We start from the raw sequence: 18,695 nt of genomic DNA, 5'->3' as shown, positions 1-18,695 counted from the left end.
TCATCCCGCGCAGGCGGGAAATGCTTCACCACAGCCGAAGAGCTTCACAAAAGCCGGATGGCTGGTCATCCAGTGACTTCAAGCTGTTGAATGCCAGGTCGCTGGATGATCAGCCATCCGGCCGCTGCGGATCGCTTCTCGCCTGCGCGGGAATGACGAACAAGAAGCGAATTGTTCGGACCTTGGAAACCGACTTCCCTGGGGAAGGAATGCATGACCGGGCTGTTGCTGCTGCAGATCGCCGTGATCCTGGTCACCGCGCGCCTGTGCGGCCTGCTCCTGGTCCGCTTCGGCCAACCGCCGGTGATCGGCGAGATGGCGGCGGGCGTGCTGCTGGGGCCAATCGTGTTCGGCGCGGCGCTGCCCGAGGTGCATGCGGCGCTGTTCCCGCCCGCGTCGATGCAGGGCCTGTCCGGGCTGTCGACCCTGGGCATCGTGCTCTTCATGTTCGTGATCGGCGCCGAACTGCGCGCGCCGGAGGGCGCCCGCGCCCAGGTGCTGGCCGCCACCCGGGTGGCCAGCCTGTCGGCGCTGCTGCCGTTCGGCCTGGCGCTGGCGGTGGCGCCGCTGCTGCACGGCCCGCTGGCGCCGGCCGGGGTCGGCTTCTGGCCGTTCGCGTTCTACCTCGCCGTGGCGCTGTCAGTCACCGCGTTCCCGGTGCTGGCGCGGATCCTCAAGGACCGCGGCCTGCAGCAGAGCCCGATCGGCCGGCTGGCGCTGTCGGCGGCGGCGCTGCTGGACGTGGGCGCCTGGATAGTGCTGGCGCTGCTGGTGGCGCTGACCGGCGACGGCGGCTGGTCCACGCTGGTGCGCACGCTGTCCGGGCTGGCGCTGCTGCTGGTGCTGGTCTACGCCGGGCTCAGGCCACTGTACGCGTGGCTGCTGCGGCGCCATGCCAGCGACGGCAAGCCCTCCGGCACGGTCCTGGCCGCGCTGCTGGTCGGCCTGCTGGCCTGCGCGGCGGCCACCGAATGGCTGCACCTGCACGCGGTGTTCGGCGCGTTCCTGTTCGGCACCTGCCTGCCGCGCGACGAGCGGCTGATGCACAGCCTGGTCGAGCGCATCGAGCACCTGGCGCTGGTGCTGCTGATGCCGGTGTTCTTCGCCCTGGCCGGCATGGGCACCACCGCCGACGCGTTCACCGCCGCCGGCCTGGGCGCGTTCCTGCTGATCCTGCTGGTGGCGGTGGCCGGCAAGCTGCTCGGCGGCGGCCTGGGCGCGAGGCTGTCGGGTTATGGCACCCGCGACAGCCTGGCGGTCGGTTCGCTGATGAACGCACGCGGCATGATCGAGCTGATCGTGATGAAGGTCGGCCTGGACGCCGGCCTGATCGGCCCGGAGATGTTCACCCTGCTGCTGTTGCTGGCGCTCACCACCACGCTGATGACCGGGCCGCTGCTGACCCTGTTCGGACATCGCGCACCGCGCGCCGCGCCGGAACGCAGGGCCGACACTGGCGACTGAGGCGACGTCGCGTCAGGCCATGCCGCCGTTGATCCCGATCACCTGGCCGTTGACGTAGCCGGCCGCATCCGAGCACAGGAATGCGACCAGCGCGGCCACTTCCTCCGGCCGCCCGGCACGCGCGGCCGGCACCAGCTGCTTCACCGCCTCGGGCGGGAACTGCGCGGCGGCCATCGCGCCTTCGATCACGCCCGGTGCCACCACATTGACGGTGATGCCACGGCTGGCCATCTCCCGCGCCAGCGACTTGCTGGCGCCGTGCAGCGCCGCCTTGGCCGCGGCGTAGTTGGCCTGGCCGCGGTTGCCCAGCACCGCCGCCACCGAGGACACGCTGACGATCCGGCCCCAGCGCGCGCGCGCCATCGGCAGCAGCAGCGGCCGGGTGACGTGGAAGAAGCCGTGCAGCGACACGTCGATGACGCGCCGCCACTGGTCGTCGCTCATGCCGGCCATGGGCGCGTCGTCATGGACACCGGCGTTGTTGACCAGTACGTCGATGCGGCCTTCGCCCAGCAGCGCGTCGATCGCAGCCGCCGTCGCCGCGCCGTCGGCGACGTCGAAGGCCACCGCCTGCGCATGGCCGCCACGCCCGCGGATCGCCTCCGCCACCGCCTCGGCACGGGCCAGGTTGCCGTGCGCGTGCACGACCACCGCCAGGCCGGCGTCGGCCAGGGCGTGGCAGATCGCGCCGCCGATGTCGCCGCTGCCGCCGGTGACCAGGGCGCGACGCTGGGAAGCTGGGTTCGCCGGTCATGCGTCCATTGTAGGAGCGCAGCTTGCTGGCGACACGGGCGTCGGAACCATGAGGGCGTCGCTTGGGCCGACGGCGTCGGGTCGCCGGCTGAACCCGGCTCCTACAACAGCCGCGGCGCGGCCGCTCTCCTGTAGGAGCTGACTTCAGTCGGCGACACGAGCGTCGGGATCACGAGGGCGTCGCCTGGGCCGACGGCGTCGGGTCGCCGGCTGAACCCGGCTCCTACAACAGCTGCGGCGCGGCCGCTCTTCTGTAGGAGCTGACTTCAGTCGGCGACACGGGCGTCGGGACCATGAGGGCGTCGCCTGTGCCGATGGCGTCGTGTCGCCGGCTGAACCCGGCTCCTACAACAGCATCGCCGCGGCGCGGCCGCTGGCGAGCAGGCGACCGCCGTGGTGGATGCGGAAGGCGTACTGCTGGCTGGCGTCGGAGGCGGCAACCAGTTCGGCCTCGCCCTCCAGTGCGCCGGCCAGGTTGTCGATGCGCGCGACCGCCAGCTCCACCTCGCGCAACGCCACCAGCACGCCGGCCGCGGCGCGGCCGCCCTGCCCCCGCGCCAGCAGGCCGCCATGCACCGCCATGGCCTGCGCGCCGTATTCGCACAGGGCCAGCGCCGGCAACCGCCCACGCGCGCGCAGCGGATGCACCGGGTCGACATGGTTCCAGGCACGCAAGCGGATGCGCTGCGCCTCCCACGCCGCCACTTCGTACCACAGGCACATCGCGCCCTGGTGCGGAACCAGGGCGAGGATGCCGGCGCGGTCGAGCGCGGGCGCGGTCACGGCGCGCGTTCCGCCGCCGGGGCGCGGGCGATCAGCAGCGCCAGCACGAAGTTGAACAGCACGCCCAGCGCCACGGTGCCGCCGATCGCGCGCAGCACCGGGATCGAGGACAGCGCCAGCAGGCTGAATACCAGCAGCGTGACCAGGCTGCACACGATCACCGCGTGCAGGGTGCGCAACTGCTCGTCGCGGTCGTCGCCGGCGTGGTCGAAGAAGAGCGCGTAGTCCAGGCCCAGGCCGGCAGCCAGGATCAGCGAGACCAGGTGGAACAGGTTCAGCTCCACGCCCAGCCCGCGCAGCACGGCCAGGATCAGCAGCGTGCTCAGCGCCATCGGCGCCAGCACCCGCAGCACGCGCCGCGGCGAACGCAGCGCCAGCCAGACCACGCCGGCCAGCAGCAGCGCGGCCGCCGCCAGCGCCGCCAGCAACCGCACCCGCCATTGCGCGACCAGCGATTCGGAGGCGTCCTTCAGGTCCAGCAGCTGCGCACCCAGCGGCGCCACCGCGGCGGCCAGCGCGGCCGGGTCGTGCAGGCCGGTCAGCGACACCAGCGCGGTCGCATGTCCCTCGCCCTCCAGCAACAGGCCGGACACCGCCAGTTCCAGCGGCGTACCGGCCAGGCGGCCGGGGGTGAGCGGGTCGGCCGCGCGCGCGGTGGCCACGTCGTCGACGAACGGGTCGAAGGCGTCGCCATGGAACGGCAGGTCGGCCAACGCTTCGTCCAGCGCCTGCCGCAGCTGCGGCGTGTCGGGCAGTTGCGCCTGGCGCGCGCGCTGGGTGGCGATGCTGGGCAGGTAGCGCGCGGCCAGGTCGTAGCCGTCGAGCACGCCTTCGCCGCTCAGGCGTTGCAGCACCGGGGGCAGGCGTTCGGAGGCCTGCAACGCGGCTTCGGCGTCGTCGCCCTGCACCGCCAGCACGTAGCGCACGTCCGGCGCGCCGAGTTCGGCGCGCAGCTGCGCGTCGCGCTGCAGGTCGGCCGGCGGCACCGGGGTCAGGCGCGAGAGGTCGTTCTGCCAGAACGCGCCCGGCGCGAACGCGATGACCGCCAGCGCCAGCGCCGCGAGCAGGGCCAGCGCCGCGCGCGGCCGCGGCAGCCGCGCCACGCCATGCCACAGCCGCGCCAGCACGCGCGAATCGGCCGGGTCGCGCCGCGCCGGGGTCACCAGCCGCGGCAGCAGCCAGCGGGTGGAGCCCGCGGCGACGGCCAGGCCGGCGACGGTGAACACCGCCAGCTGCTTAAGCCCCTCAACCCCGGAGAACAGGAAGGTCGCGTAGGCAATGCAGGTGGCGATGACCCCGGTGACCAGCGTCGGCCACAGCGCGCGCACGCTGGCGCGCGGTGACTGGCCCGGGCGCAGATGGCTGAAGAAGTGGATCGGATAGTCCTGGGCCACGCCGATCAGGGTGAAGCCGAAGGCGATGGTGATGCCGTGCACGCCGTCGAACAGCAGCGCCACCGCGCCCAGCCCGGCCAGGCCGCCGCTGGCCAGCGGCAGCGCGCCGAACAGCGGCATGCTCCAGCGCCGGTAGGCGAGGCCGAGCAGCAGCAACAGGCCGATCGTGTCGACCGTGCCGATCCAGCGCATCTCGCGCTCGGTGCGGTCGCGGATGGCCACGGCGAAGGCGCCGGGGCCGGAGATCTCCAGGCGCGCATCGGCGCTCTCCGGCGCATCCTGCACGCCAGCGGCGAATGCGGCCCCGATCGCCGCCACCGCCGCCTGCTGGCCGGCGCTGTCGAAGCCGGCGGCATGGGTCTGCACCAGCAGCAGTGCCTGCGCGCCGGCGCGGTCGAACCAGACGCCGTGGCGGCGCTGCGGCGCGTTGGCCGGCTGCCACAGTTCAGCCAGGCGCAGCGTCTCCAGGGTCGGGTCGGACGGCAGCAGCGGTTCGACCAGGTCGGCCGCCGGCGAACCCAGGTCCTGCAGCCGCTGCTCAAGCTCGTCGCGCAGGAACGCCGCATCCAGCGGCTGCGTGTCCAGGGTCGGCGAGAGCAGGTAGCGGTACGGGCGCAGGTGCTCGGGCACCGCGTCCAGGCCGCCGTGGTCGCCGTTGGCCGCCAGCGCGATTTCTCCCCGCGTCGCGAGCGTGTCGTGCAGCGCCTGCGAGCGCGCCGCCAGCGCCTGCGGTGGCGCGCCGGACACGGCCAGCAGCAGCGCGCGCGACCCGGGCCCCTCGCCCAGTTCGTCGACCAGCAGCACCTGCGCCGGGGTGCGCGGGGTCGGCAGGAAGCGGCGCAGGTCCTCCTCCACGCGCAGGCCGCGGCCCAGCGCCCAGCCGGCGACGGCGAGGACCGCCAGCCACGCCAGCAGCAGGCCCAGCCGCGCGCCGGTGCCCGGGACGGCATCCACGGGCCGTGGCTTCACCGCGCCGCGTCGCCGTGGCACAGCGCGGCCAGCGCCGCCGCATCGGCGACGCCGTCCGCGGCGGCGGCCGCGCCGGCCATCAGCGTGCGCTGCGGCGCGCCCTTGGCCGGATGGCTTTCCACGCAGCGCAGTTCGGCGCCGCGACCGTACAGGTCGATGCGCGCCAGCGCGGCAGCCAGGCGCGGGTCGCGCGGCACCAGCCGCAACGTCCATTGCTCGCGCGCGCCACCGGCCTGCACGTCGTAGGTCTTGCGCAGCAGTTCGCGGTCGCCGGCCAGCAGCGCGCCGAAGCCGGCCTGTATCGCGGCCAGTTCCGGCGCCTGGGCCAGGGCGATGCGCCGTGGCGCGCGGCCGGCGCGCTCGACCACCGCCTCGCCGTCCGCCAGGGTGGTGGTCTCGGCATAGGGCGCGTGCACCTGGCGCACCAGGCGGCCGTCGCTCTCGCGCCGGTATTCGCCTTGCAGCCGCAGCGGCTGCTTGAGCATCGGCGAGTCGCGCAGCTCGACGAACACCGTGCGGCTGGGCGCCGGGCGCGCCACCGCCTGCAGGATCCAGTCGGCGTCGGGCACCTGTGCCTGCGCCGCGGCGCACGGCAGCGCGAAGGCGCAGGCCAGTGCCAGGAACCGCCGCGCGGCCGTAGTTAGTGCGCTCATCGGTCCTGTCCGCTCCAGAAGTCGTAGAAGTTGAACCAGTTCAGCGGCGCCTGCCGCGCGTGGTGTTCCAGCCGCGCCGCATAGTCGGCCACGTGCCGGCGCAGCCATTCCCCGCGCTCGCCGCGCACCGGCACGTCGCCGGCCGACGGATCGACGAACGGTTCGAAGTGCAGGTCGTAGCGGTTGCCGCCGCGGTACAGGCCGAAGCACAGCAGTACCGGTGCGTGCAGCGCCGCGGCCAGTTTCCACGGCGTCAGCGGGAAGCGCGCCGGTTCGCCGAAGAACGGCGCCGCGGCGGTGTCCTCGTGCGGCTGCGCGCGGTCGACCAGCAACGCGACCAGTTCGCCGGCTTCCAGCGCGTGCTGGATCTCCAGCGCGATCGCCGCGCCCGGCTGGCCGCCGTCGATCACGCAGCGCGCCAGCGCCGGATCCAGCGAGTCGAAGATCCCGGTCAGCACCGGGTTCTGCGCGCGGTCCAGCACGATCCGCACCTTCAGCCCGGGCCGCTGCCGCGACAGCACCCGCAGCGCGTCGAAGCTGCCCAGGTGCGAACCGAACAGCAGCGCGCCGCGGCCCTGGTCGACCAGCGCCACCAGCGGTTCCAGGCCGTGCACACGGATGTCGAAGCGCCACAGCTGGCCGCCGAGCAGGTACACGCGGTCGAGGATGGTCGCGGCGAAGACGTGGATGTGCCGGGCCGCCTGCCACAGGCCGGCGCGGCGGCCGCGCGCCCGCGCCAGCCAGGCGCGCGAGGCGCGGCGTTCCGGACCGCGCACCAGCAGGAAGTACAGCGTGATCGGGTACAGGCACAGCCGCGCCAGGCCGCGCCCGCCGTGCCGGGCAATGGCCACGATCAGCGCCAGCGCGCCGCGCGTACCGCCTTCGGGACGCTGCTTCCAGGCCGGGCGCACCTGCGCCTGCGATCCGCTCATGCGCCGCTACCCGCGTCGCCCGTCGCAACGGCCTGCACTTCGCCGCGGGCCAGCACGCCGTCGGCGCCGAGCACTTCGAAACGCCAGCGCGGGGCGCTGCCGTCCAGCACCACCTGCGCCTCCCGGTCCGGCAGCAGCGGCCGCAGGAACTTCACCTGCGGCAGGCGCAGCGGACCCTGCACCCCGTGCGCGGCCTCGATCGCCTCGAGCACGCGCTCCAGCAGGACCACCCCGGGCACCAGCGGCCGCCCGGGGAAGTGCCCGGCCAGGCAGGGGTGGTCGTGCGGGATGACGAAACGCATCGCCCAAGCATAGCCGCGCGGCGGCCGGACTCAGCGCAGCAGGCCGCGCCAGAACGCCGGCCCCAACGCGGCCATCCGCCGTGCGAACTCGGCGCCGTTGCGGTAGGGACGCTGCGGGAAGCGGCGCTTGCGGTACTGGAACTCGCCGACCATGAAGCCGGCGACCAGGCCGTAGTTGAGCAGGTTGGCGAACCACGACCAGGCCGAATGCGGCACCGCGATCCACGGCGTGCGGCCCAGCGAATGCAGCACGCCGCCGGGCACGGCGCACAGCGCCAGCAGGGTGTTGGCCACCGCCAGGAAGCCGAGCAGCAGCGCCCAGGCCGCGGTCAGCCGGCGCGCGTAGTCCGGCAGTCCCGCCGGCAGCGTCCAGCCGGACTGCGCGTACAGCGCGGTCACGATCCGCTCCACCAAGGGGGTGCGCCCCGGCAGCAGGCTGCGCGCGAAGAACCAGGCCAGCCAGCCGGTGAACAGCACCGGCGGCGCCAGCAGCAGCAGGTCCAGCCAGGGCGTGCCCATGCCCCAGGCCAGCGCGGCCAGCAGCACCGCCAGCAAACCCAGCGCCCACCAGCGGCGGCGCAGCAGCGGGCCGGCCAGCAGCAGCACGACCAGGTCGGCCAGCGCCAGCGCCGGCCAGGCGCCGCCGCGGGTCCCCGCCAGGTGGGCGAGGAACGGATAGGCCACGCCCAGCAGCAGCTGCGCCGGCACGACCACCGCCCCGGCCGGGTCGCGGCCCGCCGCGCCGGCGCGGTCGCCGGCCATCTCAGCCACCGCGTTGCGACTGGACATGCGCCGACAACGCACGCAGCGAGGCGAAGATGCGGCGGTTGTCCTCGCCCTCCGCGCGCAGCTGCACGCCGTAGCGCTTGGCCACCGCCAGCGACAGCTCCAGCGCGTCGATCGAATCCAGGCCCAGGCCCTCGTTGAACAGCGGCGCCTCCGGGTCGATCGCGTGCGGTTCCACGCCCTCCAGGTTCAGGCTCTCGACCAGGAGTTCGGCCAGTTCGCGTTCGGCATCGGTCTGCTGCGACATCTTCGGTTCCGGGACTTGCGCAAGGCCGGCCACGATCCGGCATCGGCCGCCCCCGCGCAAGTCCGCGGCGGCGGTGACGCCGGGCCGCGACCGCCCGCGCTATCATCGCGGCCTCCATACGCCACGCCCCGGCCGCCTGCGCATGACCCGCCCCGACCCGTCGAACGCACCGTCCACGCCGGAGGCGCAGCAGCGGGCGACGGACGCGGCGACGGAGGCGACCGGGACCGGCGTTCCGGTGGACGTGCTGGTCATCGGCGGCGGCCCCGCCGGCACCACCGCCGCCACCTTCCTGGCCCGCCGCGGCTGGCAGGTGACCCTGCTGGAGAAGGACGTCCACCCGCGCTTCCACATCGGCGAGTCGCTGCTGCCGATGAACCTGCCGATCCTCGAGCGCCTGGGCGTGCTCGACCAGGTGCGCCGGATCGGCGTGCACAAGCCCGGCGCCGACTTCCCGATGCGCGGCGACCGCGACAGCGTCAACGTGTTCCGCTTCGACCGCGCGCTCAACCCGCGCTTCGGCTACGCCTACCAGGTCAGGCGCTCGGAGTTCGACCAGTTGCTGTTCGACAACGCGCTGGCCAGCGGCGTGGATGCGCGGCAGCAGACCCGGGTCGAGCGGGTCGACTTCGGCGCCGACGGCCGCCCTTCGTCGGTCCATGCCCGCGACGCGGACGGCAACGCGCTGGCCTTCCGTCCGCGCTACCTGGTCGACGCCAGCGGCCGCGACACTTTCCTCGGCAGCAAGCTGAAGCTGAAGGAGAAGAACCCGGCGCACCAGTCGGCGGCGATCTTCAGCCACTTCCGCGGCGTCGCCCGGCGCGAGGGCGAGGAGGCCGGCAACATCACCGTCGAGCGCTTCGCCCACGGCTGGATGTGGCTGATCCCGCTGCGCGACGACGTGATGAGCGTGGGCGCGGTGTGCTTCCCCGAATACCTGAAGACCCGCCAGGGCGACAACGAGTCGTTCCTGATGCAGACCCTGCGCGACACGCCCTCGGTGTGGGTGCGGATGCAGGGAGCCGAGCGGATCGCCCCGGTGCACGCCACCGGCAACTACTCCTATACCTGCACCCGCATGCACGGCCCGGGCTGGGTGATGGCCGGCGACGCCTTCGCCTTCATCGACCCGGTGTTCTCCTCGGGTGTGTACCTGGGCATGAACGGCGGCGAGCAGGCGGCCAGGACGGTGGACGCGATCCTGCGCGACCCGTCGCGGGAAGCCGCCGAGCAGCGCGCGATGGACCGGCGCCTGCGCCGCGGCCTGCGCCATTTCTCCTGGTTCATCTACCGCTTCACCACGCCGGTGATGGAGGCGCTGTTCGCGCAGCCGCGCAACGTGCTGCAGCTGGAGCAGGCGGTGATCTCGATGCTGGCCGGCGACGTGTTCGATTCGAAGCCGGTGCGCTGGCGGCTGCGCGTGTTCCGCCTGGTCTACGCACTGACCGCGCTGCAGATGGCGCCGCGCGCGTTCGCCGGCTGGCTGCGCCGGCGGCGCCAGGTCGGCGAGCGCTTCAGCGGCGACACCCTGCAGGGCGGCAACCCGTGAGCCGGCCGCAGCCCTTCGCCGGCCACCAGGCCGAGCCGGCGCTGGAGGTGAGGTACGCGCCGGCCGACTCGCTGCCACGGCAGCTGGCCGACCCGCGCGTGCTGGCGGTGTTCGGCTTCGGCGACGCGACCGCGGCCCATCCCGATCCGCGCTGGCTGCGGGTGCCGCTGCAGCCGCTGCGCGCGGCCGCGCCGGTGGTCGAGGTGTGGCGCGCCGGCGGCCCGGTGGACTGCGGGCGCGACGGCGAGGTGGCGTGGGCCAGCGACGGCCAACTGCTGTTCGGCGCGCTGGAGATCGACGAACCGGAAGGCGACATCGAGGCGGCCGCGAGGCAGGCCTATGCGCGCCTCGGCGCGTTCATGGCCGGCTGCGACACCCCGCACCTGCTGCGGATCTGGAACTACATGGACGCCATCACCCTCGGCGATGACGACGAGGAGCGCTACCGCCGCTTCTGCGTCGGCCGCGTCGCCGGCATGGCCGGGGTGAAGACGCTGGACGTGGCGCGGCTGCCCGCGGCCACCGCGATCGGCCGCTGCGACGGCGTGCGCCGGCTGCAGGTGTACTGGCTGGCGGCGCGCGCGCCCGGGCGGCCGGTGGAGAACCCGCGCCAGGTCAGCGCCTACCGCTATCCGCGCCAGTACGGCCCGCAGTCGCCGAGCTTCGCCCGCGCCATGCTGCCGCCAGCGGACGCGGCGATGCCGCTGCTGCTGTCGGGCACCGCGGCCATCGTCGGCCATGCCTCGCTGCATTCGGGCGAGGTGCGGGCGCAGGTCGACGAGACCCTGGCCAACCTCGACAGCCTGGTCGCGGCCGCGCGCGTGCAGGCGCCGGCTCTGCCGGCGGCGCTCGGCGCCGGCAGCCTGCTCAAGGTCTACGTGCGCGATCACGACGACGCCGAGGCGATCGCGGCCCGGCTCGCGCAGCGGCTGGATCGGTCGGTGCCCTGCCTGCTGCTGCACGCGCAGGTGTGCCGGCGCGAACTGCTGGTGGAGATCGACGGCGTGCACGGCGCACCGCCCTTGTAGGAGCCGGGCTTGCCCGCGACGCGACGCCGTCGGCACAGGCGACGCCCTCATGGTGCCGACGCCCGTGTCGCCGACTGAAGTCAGCTCCTACAGAAGAGCGGCCGCACCGCGGCTGTTTGTAGGAGCCGGGTTCAGCCGGCGACACGACGCCGTCAGCGCAGGCGACGCCCTCATGTTTCCGACACCCGTGCCGCCAGCAAGCTGGGCTCCTGCAGGTAGAGCGGTCAGGCGCATGCGGGAAGCTGGCGCATTCGCCTTGCCGACCCCCGCCACCCGCGTTTGCCATACTGCGGCACCACCGCCGCCGTGCCGGCGACACGCCCCGGGGAGGGGAATGCGATGGCTCGTCCGTTCCTGTGCATGCTGTTGGCCGGCGCATTCGCCGCCCTCGTCCCTGCACCCGCCATCGCCGCAGGAGCGGAACCCGGCCACGCCGACGTCGCGCGCGTCGACCGCGCACGCATCGACACGGTCCTTGGCGGCCTGGTCGATTCCGGCGCGCTGGTCGGCGCATCGGCGCTGGTCTGGCAGGACGGACAGGAAGCGTACTTCGGCGCGTTCGGCCTGGCCGACCGCGAGGCCGGGCGGCCGATGGCGCGCGACACCCTGGTGCAGATCTTCTCGATGACCAAGCCGGTCACCGGCGTGGCGCTGATGCAGCTGTACGAGCAGGGGAAATTCCAGCTCGACGACCCGGTGGCGAAGTACCTGCCGGAGTTCGACGGCGTGCGCGTGTACGCGGGCGCCGACGTGAAGGGCCGCCCCATCCTGGCGGCGCCGCCACGGCCGATCACGGTCCGCGACCTGATGCGCCATACCGCCGGTTTCGCCGGTGGCGGTAGCGAGCCCGGCCAGTTCGGCGACCTGTATCGCAAGGCCGACCTGGAGCGCATCGACATCACCCTGGCCGAGGCGTCGCGCCGGCTGGCCTCGGTGCCGCTGCTGTACCCGCCGGGCACGCGCTGGCTGTATTCGTCGGCGGTCGACGTGCAGGCGCGGCTGGTGGAGGTGCTGTCCGGGCAGCCGTTCGACCGCTACCTGCAGGAGCATGTCTTCGATCCGCTGCGGATGGGGGACACCGGCTACGTGCTGCACGACGGCGACCGCGGGCGGATCGCCGCGCTGTACACGCGCAGCGACGACGGCGTGATGACCCGCGTCCCCGATGCGAAGGCGTTCGAGTTCAACCGCCGCGACTGGCCGATGAAGCCGGGCGGCTGGGGCCTGGTGTCCACCCTGGACGACTACATGCGCTTCGCGCGGATGCTGGTCGACGGCGGCGAGCTGGACGGCGTGCGCGTGCTGCGGCCGGAAACGGTGCGGCTGATGGCCAGCGACGCGCTGCCCGCCGCGGCCACCGATCGCTCGTGGCTGCCGGGCAAGGGCCAGGTCGGTTTCGGCATCGACTTCGCGGTGCGCACGGCGCCGCCGGCCAACGCGGAGGAGGCTTCCGGCGAAGTCGGCGAGTTCTTCTGGGACGGCATGGCCAACACCCTGTTCTGGGTCGACCCGCTCAACCGGATCGCGGCGGTGCTGTTCACCCAGTACGTGCCGTTCGGCAAGGTGCCGCTGCACAAGGCGTTCCGCGACGCCGTGTACGCCGACGACAGTTCCGCGGCCGCACCGCGGGAGTAGCCCGCTCCCGTCGTCCCGGCGGACGCCGGGACCCAGCGACTTGCTGTTTCGGCCCCCAGGGATCCATCACGAACGAAAGGCACTGGGTCCCCGCCTGCGCGGGGACGACGGCGTAATGGCGGGAGGCGCGTCGGATTGCTGCCGGATGCCCGCGAATGGCGCAGGACACGGCTAGCGCTCGGTGAAACGATGGTTCGGCAGCAAGCCGCTCCATCGATCCACAAGCCGCTACCTCAGTTCGATGCTCCGCACGCCGCATCCTTCCGCCGCAGCGGGTTCCAGCGCGAGCCCTCGTCCTCGCACGCCGGCTTTGGCGGCGGCACCAGCGCTGCCTCGCGCTGCGCGGCGAGGCGCGCCTGCTGTTCGCGCGCGGCGGCCAGGCGCTGCGCCTGCAGCTGCTCCAGCTGCGCGCGGATCTGCGGCAGCGCGGCCAGTGCGGCCTTCTCGCCCTCCAGGATCGCCTGGTTGCGGCGGGTGAAGTCGGCCGAACCGTAGTCGAGTACGTTGGGCCGGATCACCACGTCCGCGCGCGCCAGTTCCTGTTCGCCCAGGCGCTGGCCCATGATCGCGATCGACTGGTTGACGATGCCGAGCATGCCGTCGGGACGCTTGCCGCGGGCCTTGCTGGAGATGTCCACGGCGATGACGAAGTCGGCGCCCAGCTCGCGCGCCGCGTCCACCGGCACCGGGCTGACCACGCCGCCGTCCACGTACTGCCAGCTGCCGATGGTCACCGGCTCGAACACGCCCGGCACGCTGCTGGAGGCGCGCACCGCCTGGCCGGCGTTGCCGCGCACGAACACGGTGCGCTCGCCGGTCTCCAGGCGCGTGGCCACCGCCGCGAACGGCCTGGGCATGCGCTCGATCGGGCGCTTGCCGACCTGCTCGTTGACGTAGTCCTGCAGCTTCAGGCCCTGGACCAGGCCACCGGCGAACAGGCGCACGTCGCGGATGCTGGCCTCGTCCAGCGCCACCGCCTTTTCCTGCAGCTGGAACGGGTCCATGCCGCTGGCGTACAGCGCGCCGACCACGCTGCCGGCGCTGGTGCCGGCGACCACGTCCGGCTTGAAGCCGTTGGCTTCCAGCATCTTGATCACGCCGATGTGGGCGAAACCCTTGGCCGCGCCGCCGCCCAGGGCCAGGCCGATCCGCACCGGCGGGACAACCGGATCCACGCGCGCCGGCGGCAGCGGCGTCACCGGCGCCTCCGGCGGCGCTTCCGGCCGCGTGCCGCCACAGGCGGAGACCAGCGCGGCCACGACGAAGGCGGCCAGGGCTGGCAGCGCACGGCGCGGGAACATGGACGGGGAAGGCCGGGTTTTCACGGGACCGGAGAGCGGGCGGGCGCCGCGGCATGCGGCGGCGTGATTCTAGGACGCGCCGGCGCCCGCTTCCGGGACGGCGGATGAATGCGCATGCGCCGCCTCCTCCAGCAGCGCCAGCAACGCGTCGCGGCGCAGCTTGCCGGTCCCGTTGCGCGGCAGCCGCGGCAGCAGCCGCAGCCGGCGCGGCAGGAACACCGGGTCGACCGAGCCGCGCAGCGCCTCGACGATGTCGGCGGCCGCCAGCCCCGGCGCCACCGCCAGCGCGGCGATGCGGCCGACGCCGCCGGCGCGGTCCGGCTCCAGCTGCAGCACCACCCCGTCCTCCACGCCGGGCACGGCGAGCAGGCGCCGGGTCAGGTCGCCCAGCGAGGCGCGCTTGCCGGCGATCTCCAGCAGGTCGGCCTGGCGCCCGCACAGGCGGAAGCGGCCGTCGGCCTGCAGTTCGACCAGGTCGGCCAGCGCCACCGGCGCCGGCAGGTGCGGTGCCTGCACCAGGGTGCCGTCCGGCTGCGGCGCCAGCCGCACGCCCGGCAGCGGCGTCCACGCCGCGTCGTGCGCGGTGCGCCGGCACGCGATCACGCAGGTCTCGGTCGAGCCGAACAGCTCGCGCACCTCGGTGCGGTAGCGCGCCTCGGCCGCGGCCGCCAGTTCCTGCGGCAATGGCGCGGTGGCCGACACGATCCCGGCCAGCGGCGGCAGCACCACCTCCGATTGCAGCAGCGCGCGCAGGTGCACCGGCGTGGTCACCAGCAGCCGCGATGCCTGCGCCTGCTCCAGCGCGCGGGCCACGTCGGCCGGCAGCAGCGGCCGGCCGGCATGCACCGCCGCGCCGCCCAGCAGCGGCAGCAGCACCGACAGTTCCATCCCGTACATGTGCTGCGGCGGCACCGTTGCCACGATCCACGGCGCTGCCGCGCCCCACAGGTCCTGCAGCGCCGCCAGGTTCTGCGTGGTACCGGCGGCGAAGGCGGCCCAGGTCTTGGCGTGCGCCTGCGGCTTGCCGGTGCTGCCGGAGGTGTAGCCGATCGCGGCCAGGGCGCCGGCGTCGACCTCGAAGCCGGCGCCGGCCGGCGCTTCCGTACTTGCCGCCACCGGCGATGCGCCAGCCGCGGCGGCGTCCAGGCGGTAGGCACCGTCGCTGGCGTGGGCTTCCAGGATCTCGGCGACCGTGCCCGGCGCGCCGGACGGCGGCAGCAGTGCGACCTGGCCGCGCAGCGCCGCGGCGCAGAAGCCGAGCAGGAACCGCTGGCGGTCCTCGGCCAGGTGCACGACGTGGCGCGCCTCGGGCAGGGTGGCGGCGAGCGCGCGGGCCCGGGCCTGGAAGGCGCCCAGGGTCAGCGTTCCGCCGTCGCCGAAGACCAGCACGCGCTCCGGGTCGCCGGCCGCCAGGGTCAGGCGCCCGGACGGCGGACTGTGCGCTTGGATGACGGCCGACATCGGGCTGATCCACTCCCCCGGCAAGCCCCGCGCCTGCCCTGCATGCGTGGCTAGCTTGGCGGCGCCGGCCCGGCCAGGCAAGACGGCCGCGCCGGCCCGCCAAAGCGTGCGCCCGGCCCGCCCCGGCATGACCTTCCACAGTGGCCGCCGCGGACCGGGCTGCTACCCTGCGCGGCTTCGCCCTCCACTTCCGTCCCGTCCGATGACCCGACCGCTGCTGCGTGCCCTGCCCCTGCTCCTGCTGCCGATGTCCCTGCTGCCGGCCGCCGCCCAGGAGGCGCCGACGACCTCCGCCACCCCGCTGGCGATCGAACAGGCCATGGCCGACCCGGACTGGATCGGCCCGCCGGTCGAACGTGCCTGGTGGAGCTGGGACAGCCGCGAGGCGCAGCTGCTGCTCAAGCGCGAAGGCGGCCCGATCCGCGACACCTGGCGCCAGCCGGTGGCCGGCGGCGCGCTGCAGAAGGTGGGCGATGCCGAACGCGGCGGCCTGGACGCGCCCGATCCGGTCTACGACGCGCAGCGCCGGCGCATGGTCTTCGTCCGCAACGGCGACGTGTTCCTGCGCGACCTGGCCAGCGGTGCGCTGACCCAGCTCACCCGCAGCGCCGCGGCCGAGTCGCAGCCGCGCTTCGCCGCCGACGGCGGGGTGCTGTGGCGCGCCGGCCACGACTGGTTCAAGTGGAGCGCCGGCGGCGGCACCGTCCAGGTCGCCTCGCTCAAGGCCGAGAAGGACCCGGCCGCGGCGCCCAAGCCCGACGCGCTGCGCGAGCAGCAGCTGCGCACCCTCGACACCCTGCGCCGCGACCGCGAGCAGCGCGAGGCGCAGCGCGCGCAGGAGGAGACCTGGCGCAAGGCCGATCCGACCCGCGCGCCCGGCCCGGCCTACCTTGGCGACGACGTCGAGATCGTCGACAGCAGCCTGTCGCCGGACGCGCGCCACCTGCTGGTGGTGACCCGCAAGAAGGGCGCCGACGCCGGCCGCGAAGGCAAGATGCCGACCTACGTCACCGAATCCGGCTACGAGGAGTTCGAGACGGTGCGCACCCGGGTCGGCCGCAACGACCCGCTGCCGCACGCGCTGTGGCTGGTGGACGCGGCCGACGGCCGCGTGCGCCCGCTCGCGTTCGAGCCGCTGCCCGGGATCGGCGTCGATCCGCTGGCCGCGCTGCGCCGGGCCGCCGGCAAGGATCCGCTCAAGGGCCTGCGCCCGGTTCAGGTCGGCAGCGGCCGCGGCGGGCCGAACATCCGCTGGAGCGGCGATGGCCGCCAGGCCGCGGTGATGCTGCGCGCGATCGACAACAAGGACCGCTGGATCGCCGCCGTCGACCTGGGCGCCGCGACGCTGCAGCCGCGCCACCGGCTCACCGATCCGGCCTGGATCAACTGGGAGTTCAACGACTTCGGCTGGCTGGCGGACAACCGCACGCTGTGGCTGCTGTCGGAGGAATCCGGGTTCTCGCACCTGTACACCCAGGCCGGCAGCGAGCGGCCGCGGCAGCGCACCTCCGGCCAGTGGGAGGTCTCCGCGCCGGTGCCCAGCGCCGATGGCGGCGGCTTCCTGTTCCTGTGCAACCGGCAGTGGCCGGGCGACTACGAGGTCTGCGCGCTGGACCTGGCCAGCAGCCAGGTGCGCGAGTTGACCGCGCTCGACGGGGTGGAGGACTTCAGCCTCTCGCCCGACGGCCGCCAGGTGCTGGTGCGCTACTCCGACAGCTACCTGCCGCCGCAGCTGGCGGTGGCGCCGGTGGCCGGCGGCGACGCCCGCGTGCTGACCGACACCCGCAGCGCCGCGTTCAAGGCACGCGAGTGGATCCGCCCCGAATACGTGCAAGTGCCGTCCAGGCACGGCGCCGGCGTGGTGTGGGGCAAGTTCTACGGGCCGAAGGACTACGAGCCGGGCCGCAAGTATCCGGTGGCGATGTTCGTGCACGGCGCCGGCTACCTGCAGAACGTCTCGGCGCGCTACCCGAACTACTTCCGCGAGCAGATGTTCCACCACCTGCTGGTCGAGCGCGGCTACGTGGTGCTGGACCTGGACTTCCGCGGCAGCAAGGGCTACGGCCGCGACTGGCGCACCGCGATCTACCGGCAGATGGGCCACCCGGAACTGGAGGACTACCTCGATGGCCTGGACTGGCTGGTGGCGAACCACCAGGGCGACCGCGACCGCGCCGGCATCTACGGCGGCAGCTACGGCGGCTTCATGACCTTCATGGCCCTGTTCCGTTCGCCGGGCACGTTCAAGGCCGGCGCCGCGCTGCGCCCGGTGGTGGACTGGACCCAGTACAACCACGAATACACGTCCAACATCCTCAACACCCCCGAGCTCGACCCGGAGGCCTACCGCAAGTCCTCGCCGATCGAGTACGCCGAGGGCCTGCAGGACCACCTGCTGATCGCCCACGGCATGATCGACGACAACGTGTTCTTCCGCGACTCGGTGGTGCTGACCCAGCGCCTGATCGAACTGCGCAAGGACGACTGGGAGCTGGCCGCCTACCCGCTCGAGCGGCATGCCTATACCCGCGCCGACTCGTGGCTGGACCAGTACAAGCGCATCCTCAAGTTGTTCGAGAACACCCTGAAGTGAGCGCGGCGGACGGGGCGGCGCGCGCCGCAGCCGCCGTTCCCGGGGGCGGGGGTCCACTGATCCCCGCCCCGGCCCGGCGGTTGTAGGAGCGGGCATGACCGCGACCCGACGCCGTCGGCACAGGCGACGCCCTCGTTATTCCGACGGCGTCGGGTCGCGGTCATGCCCGCTCCTACAGACGGCCACGTGCCGGCACAATGGGCCTGGTTCCCCGCCAGGCCCCGCATGAACACACCGCCCCCGCTGCCCGTCGCCACCGGCTTCGTCACCGTCCTGGCCCGCATCTCGCTGGTGCTGGCGGCGCTGGGCCTGCTCTGGGCGCTGGCGCAGACGGTCCTGGCGCTGCTGCTGCCGGACGCTGCGGTGGCCCGGATGGCGGCCGAGCCCGGGGTGCCGCCGGGGCTGCTGTGGACGCTGGAGCACCGGCACGCGCTGTCGCTGGCGGTACTGCTGCTGTCGGCGCTGTTCCTGGCGGTGGCCTGGGGCCTGCTGAAGCGGCGCGAATGGGCGCGGCTGGGCTTCATCGCCCTGCTGGTCGCCGGCGCGCTGGCCAACTTCGCCGGCCTGGCCCTGGTCGGGCCGTTCTTCGACGGCCTGGTCGGCATGTTCCCGGCGGAGTACCTGGACACCCCCGACGGCCGGCAGTTCACCGCGCAGATGCAGTTCAACCGCAACACCACCTTCGCCACCAGCCTGCTCGGCGCGCTGTTCTTCGCCGGCCTGCACGGCTGGATCGTGTGGAAGCTGTGCACGGCCCCGGTACGCGCCGAATTCGGTCGGCGCGGCGCCTGACAGGGCTTGATCGCGATCAAGGGCAGCCCAGGTGCCCCCGCTAGAATGCGCCG

At 73.7% G+C, this 18,695-nt stretch carries 16 protein-coding genes; 6 read left to right on the top strand and 10 right to left on the bottom strand.

The window, feature by feature from the left end:
• The first annotated feature begins 213 nt into the window (after positions 1-213).
• Positions 214-1,464, top strand: a complete 1,251-nt coding sequence (locus tag WQ53_RS09335; RefSeq protein WP_052631913.1) for a cation:proton antiporter — start codon at positions 214-216, stop codon at positions 1,462-1,464.
• A gap of 12 nt (positions 1,465-1,476) precedes the next feature.
• Here the strand turns inward: WQ53_RS09335 and fabG are convergent, their stop codons facing one another.
• From fabG to WQ53_RS09295, 8 genes are all read right to left on the bottom strand, one after another.
• Positions 1,477-2,184 (bottom strand): 3-oxoacyl-ACP reductase FabG, encoded by a 708-nt coding sequence (gene fabG, locus WQ53_RS09330; RefSeq protein ID WP_052631912.1) that lies wholly within the window; start codon positions 2,182-2,184, stop codon positions 1,477-1,479.
• A 378-nt stretch (positions 2,185-2,562) separates the two neighbouring features.
• Positions 2,563-2,940 carry a phosphotransferase gene (locus WQ53_RS09325; RefSeq protein ID WP_052634018.1) on the bottom strand — a complete coding sequence of 126 codons (378 nt, stop codon included), beginning with the start codon at positions 2,938-2,940 and terminating at the stop codon, positions 2,563-2,565.
• Between the two features lie 56 nt (positions 2,941-2,996).
• Positions 2,997-5,348, bottom strand: coding sequence for an MMPL family transporter (locus tag WQ53_RS16785; protein ID WP_052634017.1), 2,352 nt, complete (start codon positions 5,346-5,348; stop codon positions 2,997-2,999).
• Between the two features lie 11 nt (positions 5,349-5,359).
• Positions 5,360-6,016 carry a LolA-related protein gene (locus tag WQ53_RS16780; protein WP_052631911.1) on the bottom strand — a complete coding sequence of 219 codons (657 nt, stop codon included), beginning with the start codon at positions 6,014-6,016 and terminating at the stop codon, positions 5,360-5,362.
• Positions 6,013-6,948 carry an acyltransferase gene (locus WQ53_RS16775; protein WP_144409285.1) on the bottom strand — a complete coding sequence of 312 codons (936 nt, stop codon included), beginning with the start codon at positions 6,946-6,948 and terminating at the stop codon, positions 6,013-6,015. The genes WQ53_RS16780 and WQ53_RS16775 overlap by 4 nt, the downstream gene beginning before the upstream one ends.
• Positions 6,945-7,250: a polyketide synthase dehydratase domain-containing protein gene (locus WQ53_RS09305; protein ID WP_052631910.1), complete on the bottom strand. Its 306-nt coding sequence runs from the start codon at positions 7,248-7,250 to the stop codon at positions 6,945-6,947. Before WQ53_RS09305 ends, WQ53_RS16775 begins: the two co-directional genes overlap by 4 nt.
• Positions 7,251-7,280: 30 nt before the next feature.
• Positions 7,281-8,039 (bottom strand): ketosynthase, encoded by a 759-nt coding sequence (locus WQ53_RS09300; RefSeq protein ID WP_236685848.1) that lies wholly within the window; start codon positions 8,037-8,039, stop codon positions 7,281-7,283.
• Entirely contained in the window at positions 8,014-8,283 is a 270-nt protein-coding gene (locus WQ53_RS09295; protein WP_052631909.1) for a phosphopantetheine-binding protein, read from the bottom strand. Before WQ53_RS09295 ends, WQ53_RS09300 begins: the two co-directional genes overlap by 26 nt.
• 142 nt (positions 8,284-8,425) lie before the next feature.
• On the opposite strand from WQ53_RS09295, the gene WQ53_RS09290 reads away from it, so the two are divergent.
• From WQ53_RS09290 to WQ53_RS09280, 3 genes are all read left to right on the top strand, one after another.
• Entirely contained in the window at positions 8,426-9,832 is a 1,407-nt protein-coding gene (locus WQ53_RS09290; protein ID WP_082112937.1) for an NAD(P)/FAD-dependent oxidoreductase, read from the top strand.
• On the top strand, positions 9,829-10,860 hold the full coding sequence (locus WQ53_RS09285) for a pteridine-dependent deoxygenase (protein WP_052631908.1): 1,032 nt from the start codon (positions 9,829-9,831) through the stop codon (positions 10,858-10,860). Before WQ53_RS09290 ends, WQ53_RS09285 begins: the two co-directional genes overlap by 4 nt.
• Positions 10,861-11,199: 339 nt before the next feature.
• Positions 11,200-12,495, top strand: a complete 1,296-nt coding sequence (locus tag WQ53_RS09280; protein WP_052631907.1) for a serine hydrolase domain-containing protein — start codon at positions 11,200-11,202, stop codon at positions 12,493-12,495.
• 233 nt (positions 12,496-12,728) lie between these two features.
• Here the strand turns inward: WQ53_RS09280 and WQ53_RS09275 are convergent, their stop codons facing one another.
• Both WQ53_RS09275 and WQ53_RS09270 read right to left on the bottom strand, forming a co-directional pair.
• Positions 12,729-13,796 carry a patatin-like phospholipase family protein gene (locus WQ53_RS09275; protein ID WP_052631906.1) on the bottom strand — a complete coding sequence of 356 codons (1,068 nt, stop codon included), beginning with the start codon at positions 13,794-13,796 and terminating at the stop codon, positions 12,729-12,731.
• Between the two features lie 69 nt (positions 13,797-13,865).
• Positions 13,866-15,257, bottom strand: a complete 1,392-nt coding sequence (locus WQ53_RS09270; protein ID WP_052631905.1) for an AMP-binding protein — start codon at positions 15,255-15,257, stop codon at positions 13,866-13,868.
• Positions 15,258-15,459: 202 nt separating this feature from the next.
• Here WQ53_RS09270 and WQ53_RS09265 point away from each other — a divergent pair, with 202 nt between their 5' ends.
• Together WQ53_RS09265 and WQ53_RS09260 are read left to right on the top strand one after the other, a co-directional pair.
• Complete coding sequence (locus tag WQ53_RS09265; protein ID WP_052631904.1) at positions 15,460-17,850, top strand: S9 family peptidase; 2,391 nt, start codon at positions 15,460-15,462, stop codon at positions 17,848-17,850.
• A gap of 225 nt (positions 17,851-18,075) precedes the next feature.
• Positions 18,076-18,642: a hypothetical protein gene (locus tag WQ53_RS09260; protein ID WP_052631903.1), complete on the top strand. Its 567-nt coding sequence runs from the start codon at positions 18,076-18,078 to the stop codon at positions 18,640-18,642.
• Positions 18,643-18,695 lie beyond the last annotated feature (53 nt).

This window comes from Pseudoxanthomonas suwonensis, assembly GCF_000972865.1.
In the GTDB taxonomy this organism is placed as follows: domain Bacteria; phylum Pseudomonadota; class Gammaproteobacteria; order Xanthomonadales; family Xanthomonadaceae; genus Pseudoxanthomonas; species Pseudoxanthomonas suwonensis_B.
Note: the sequence above shows the minus strand (reverse complement) of the source record. Positions and strands in the feature narration are given on the sequence as shown.

Coding starts and splice junctions, on each gene's coding strand:
- WQ53_RS09335 (WP_052631913.1), top strand. CDS start 214: ATGACCGGGCTGTTGCTGCTGCAGATCGCCGTGATCCTGGTCACCGCG.
- WQ53_RS09325 (WP_052634018.1), bottom strand. CDS start 2,940: ATGTGCCTGTGGTACGAAGTGGCGGCGTGGGAGGCGCAGCGCATCCGC.
- WQ53_RS16780 (WP_052631911.1), bottom strand. CDS start 6,016: ATGAGCGCACTAACTACGGCCGCGCGGCGGTTCCTGGCACTGGCCTGC.
- WQ53_RS16775 (WP_144409285.1), bottom strand. CDS start 6,948: ATGAGCGGATCGCAGGCGCAGGTGCGCCCGGCCTGGAAGCAGCGTCCC.
- WQ53_RS09305 (WP_052631910.1), bottom strand. CDS start 7,250: ATGCGTTTCGTCATCCCGCACGACCACCCCTGCCTGGCCGGGCACTTC.
- WQ53_RS09300 (WP_236685848.1), bottom strand. CDS start 8,039: ATGTCCAGTCGCAACGCGGTGGCTGAGATGGCCGGCGACCGCGCCGGC.
- WQ53_RS09295 (WP_052631909.1), bottom strand. CDS start 8,283: ATGTCGCAGCAGACCGATGCCGAACGCGAACTGGCCGAACTCCTGGTC.
- WQ53_RS09290 (WP_082112937.1), top strand. CDS start 8,426: ATGACCCGCCCCGACCCGTCGAACGCACCGTCCACGCCGGAGGCGCAG.
- WQ53_RS09280 (WP_052631907.1), top strand. CDS start 11,200: ATGGCTCGTCCGTTCCTGTGCATGCTGTTGGCCGGCGCATTCGCCGCC.
- WQ53_RS09275 (WP_052631906.1), bottom strand. CDS start 13,796: ATGTTCCCGCGCCGTGCGCTGCCAGCCCTGGCCGCCTTCGTCGTGGCC.
- WQ53_RS09270 (WP_052631905.1), bottom strand. CDS start 15,257: ATGTCGGCCGTCATCCAAGCGCACAGTCCGCCGTCCGGGCGCCTGACC.
- WQ53_RS09265 (WP_052631904.1), top strand. CDS start 15,460: ATGACCCGACCGCTGCTGCGTGCCCTGCCCCTGCTCCTGCTGCCGATG.
- WQ53_RS09260 (WP_052631903.1), top strand. CDS start 18,076: ATGAACACACCGCCCCCGCTGCCCGTCGCCACCGGCTTCGTCACCGTC.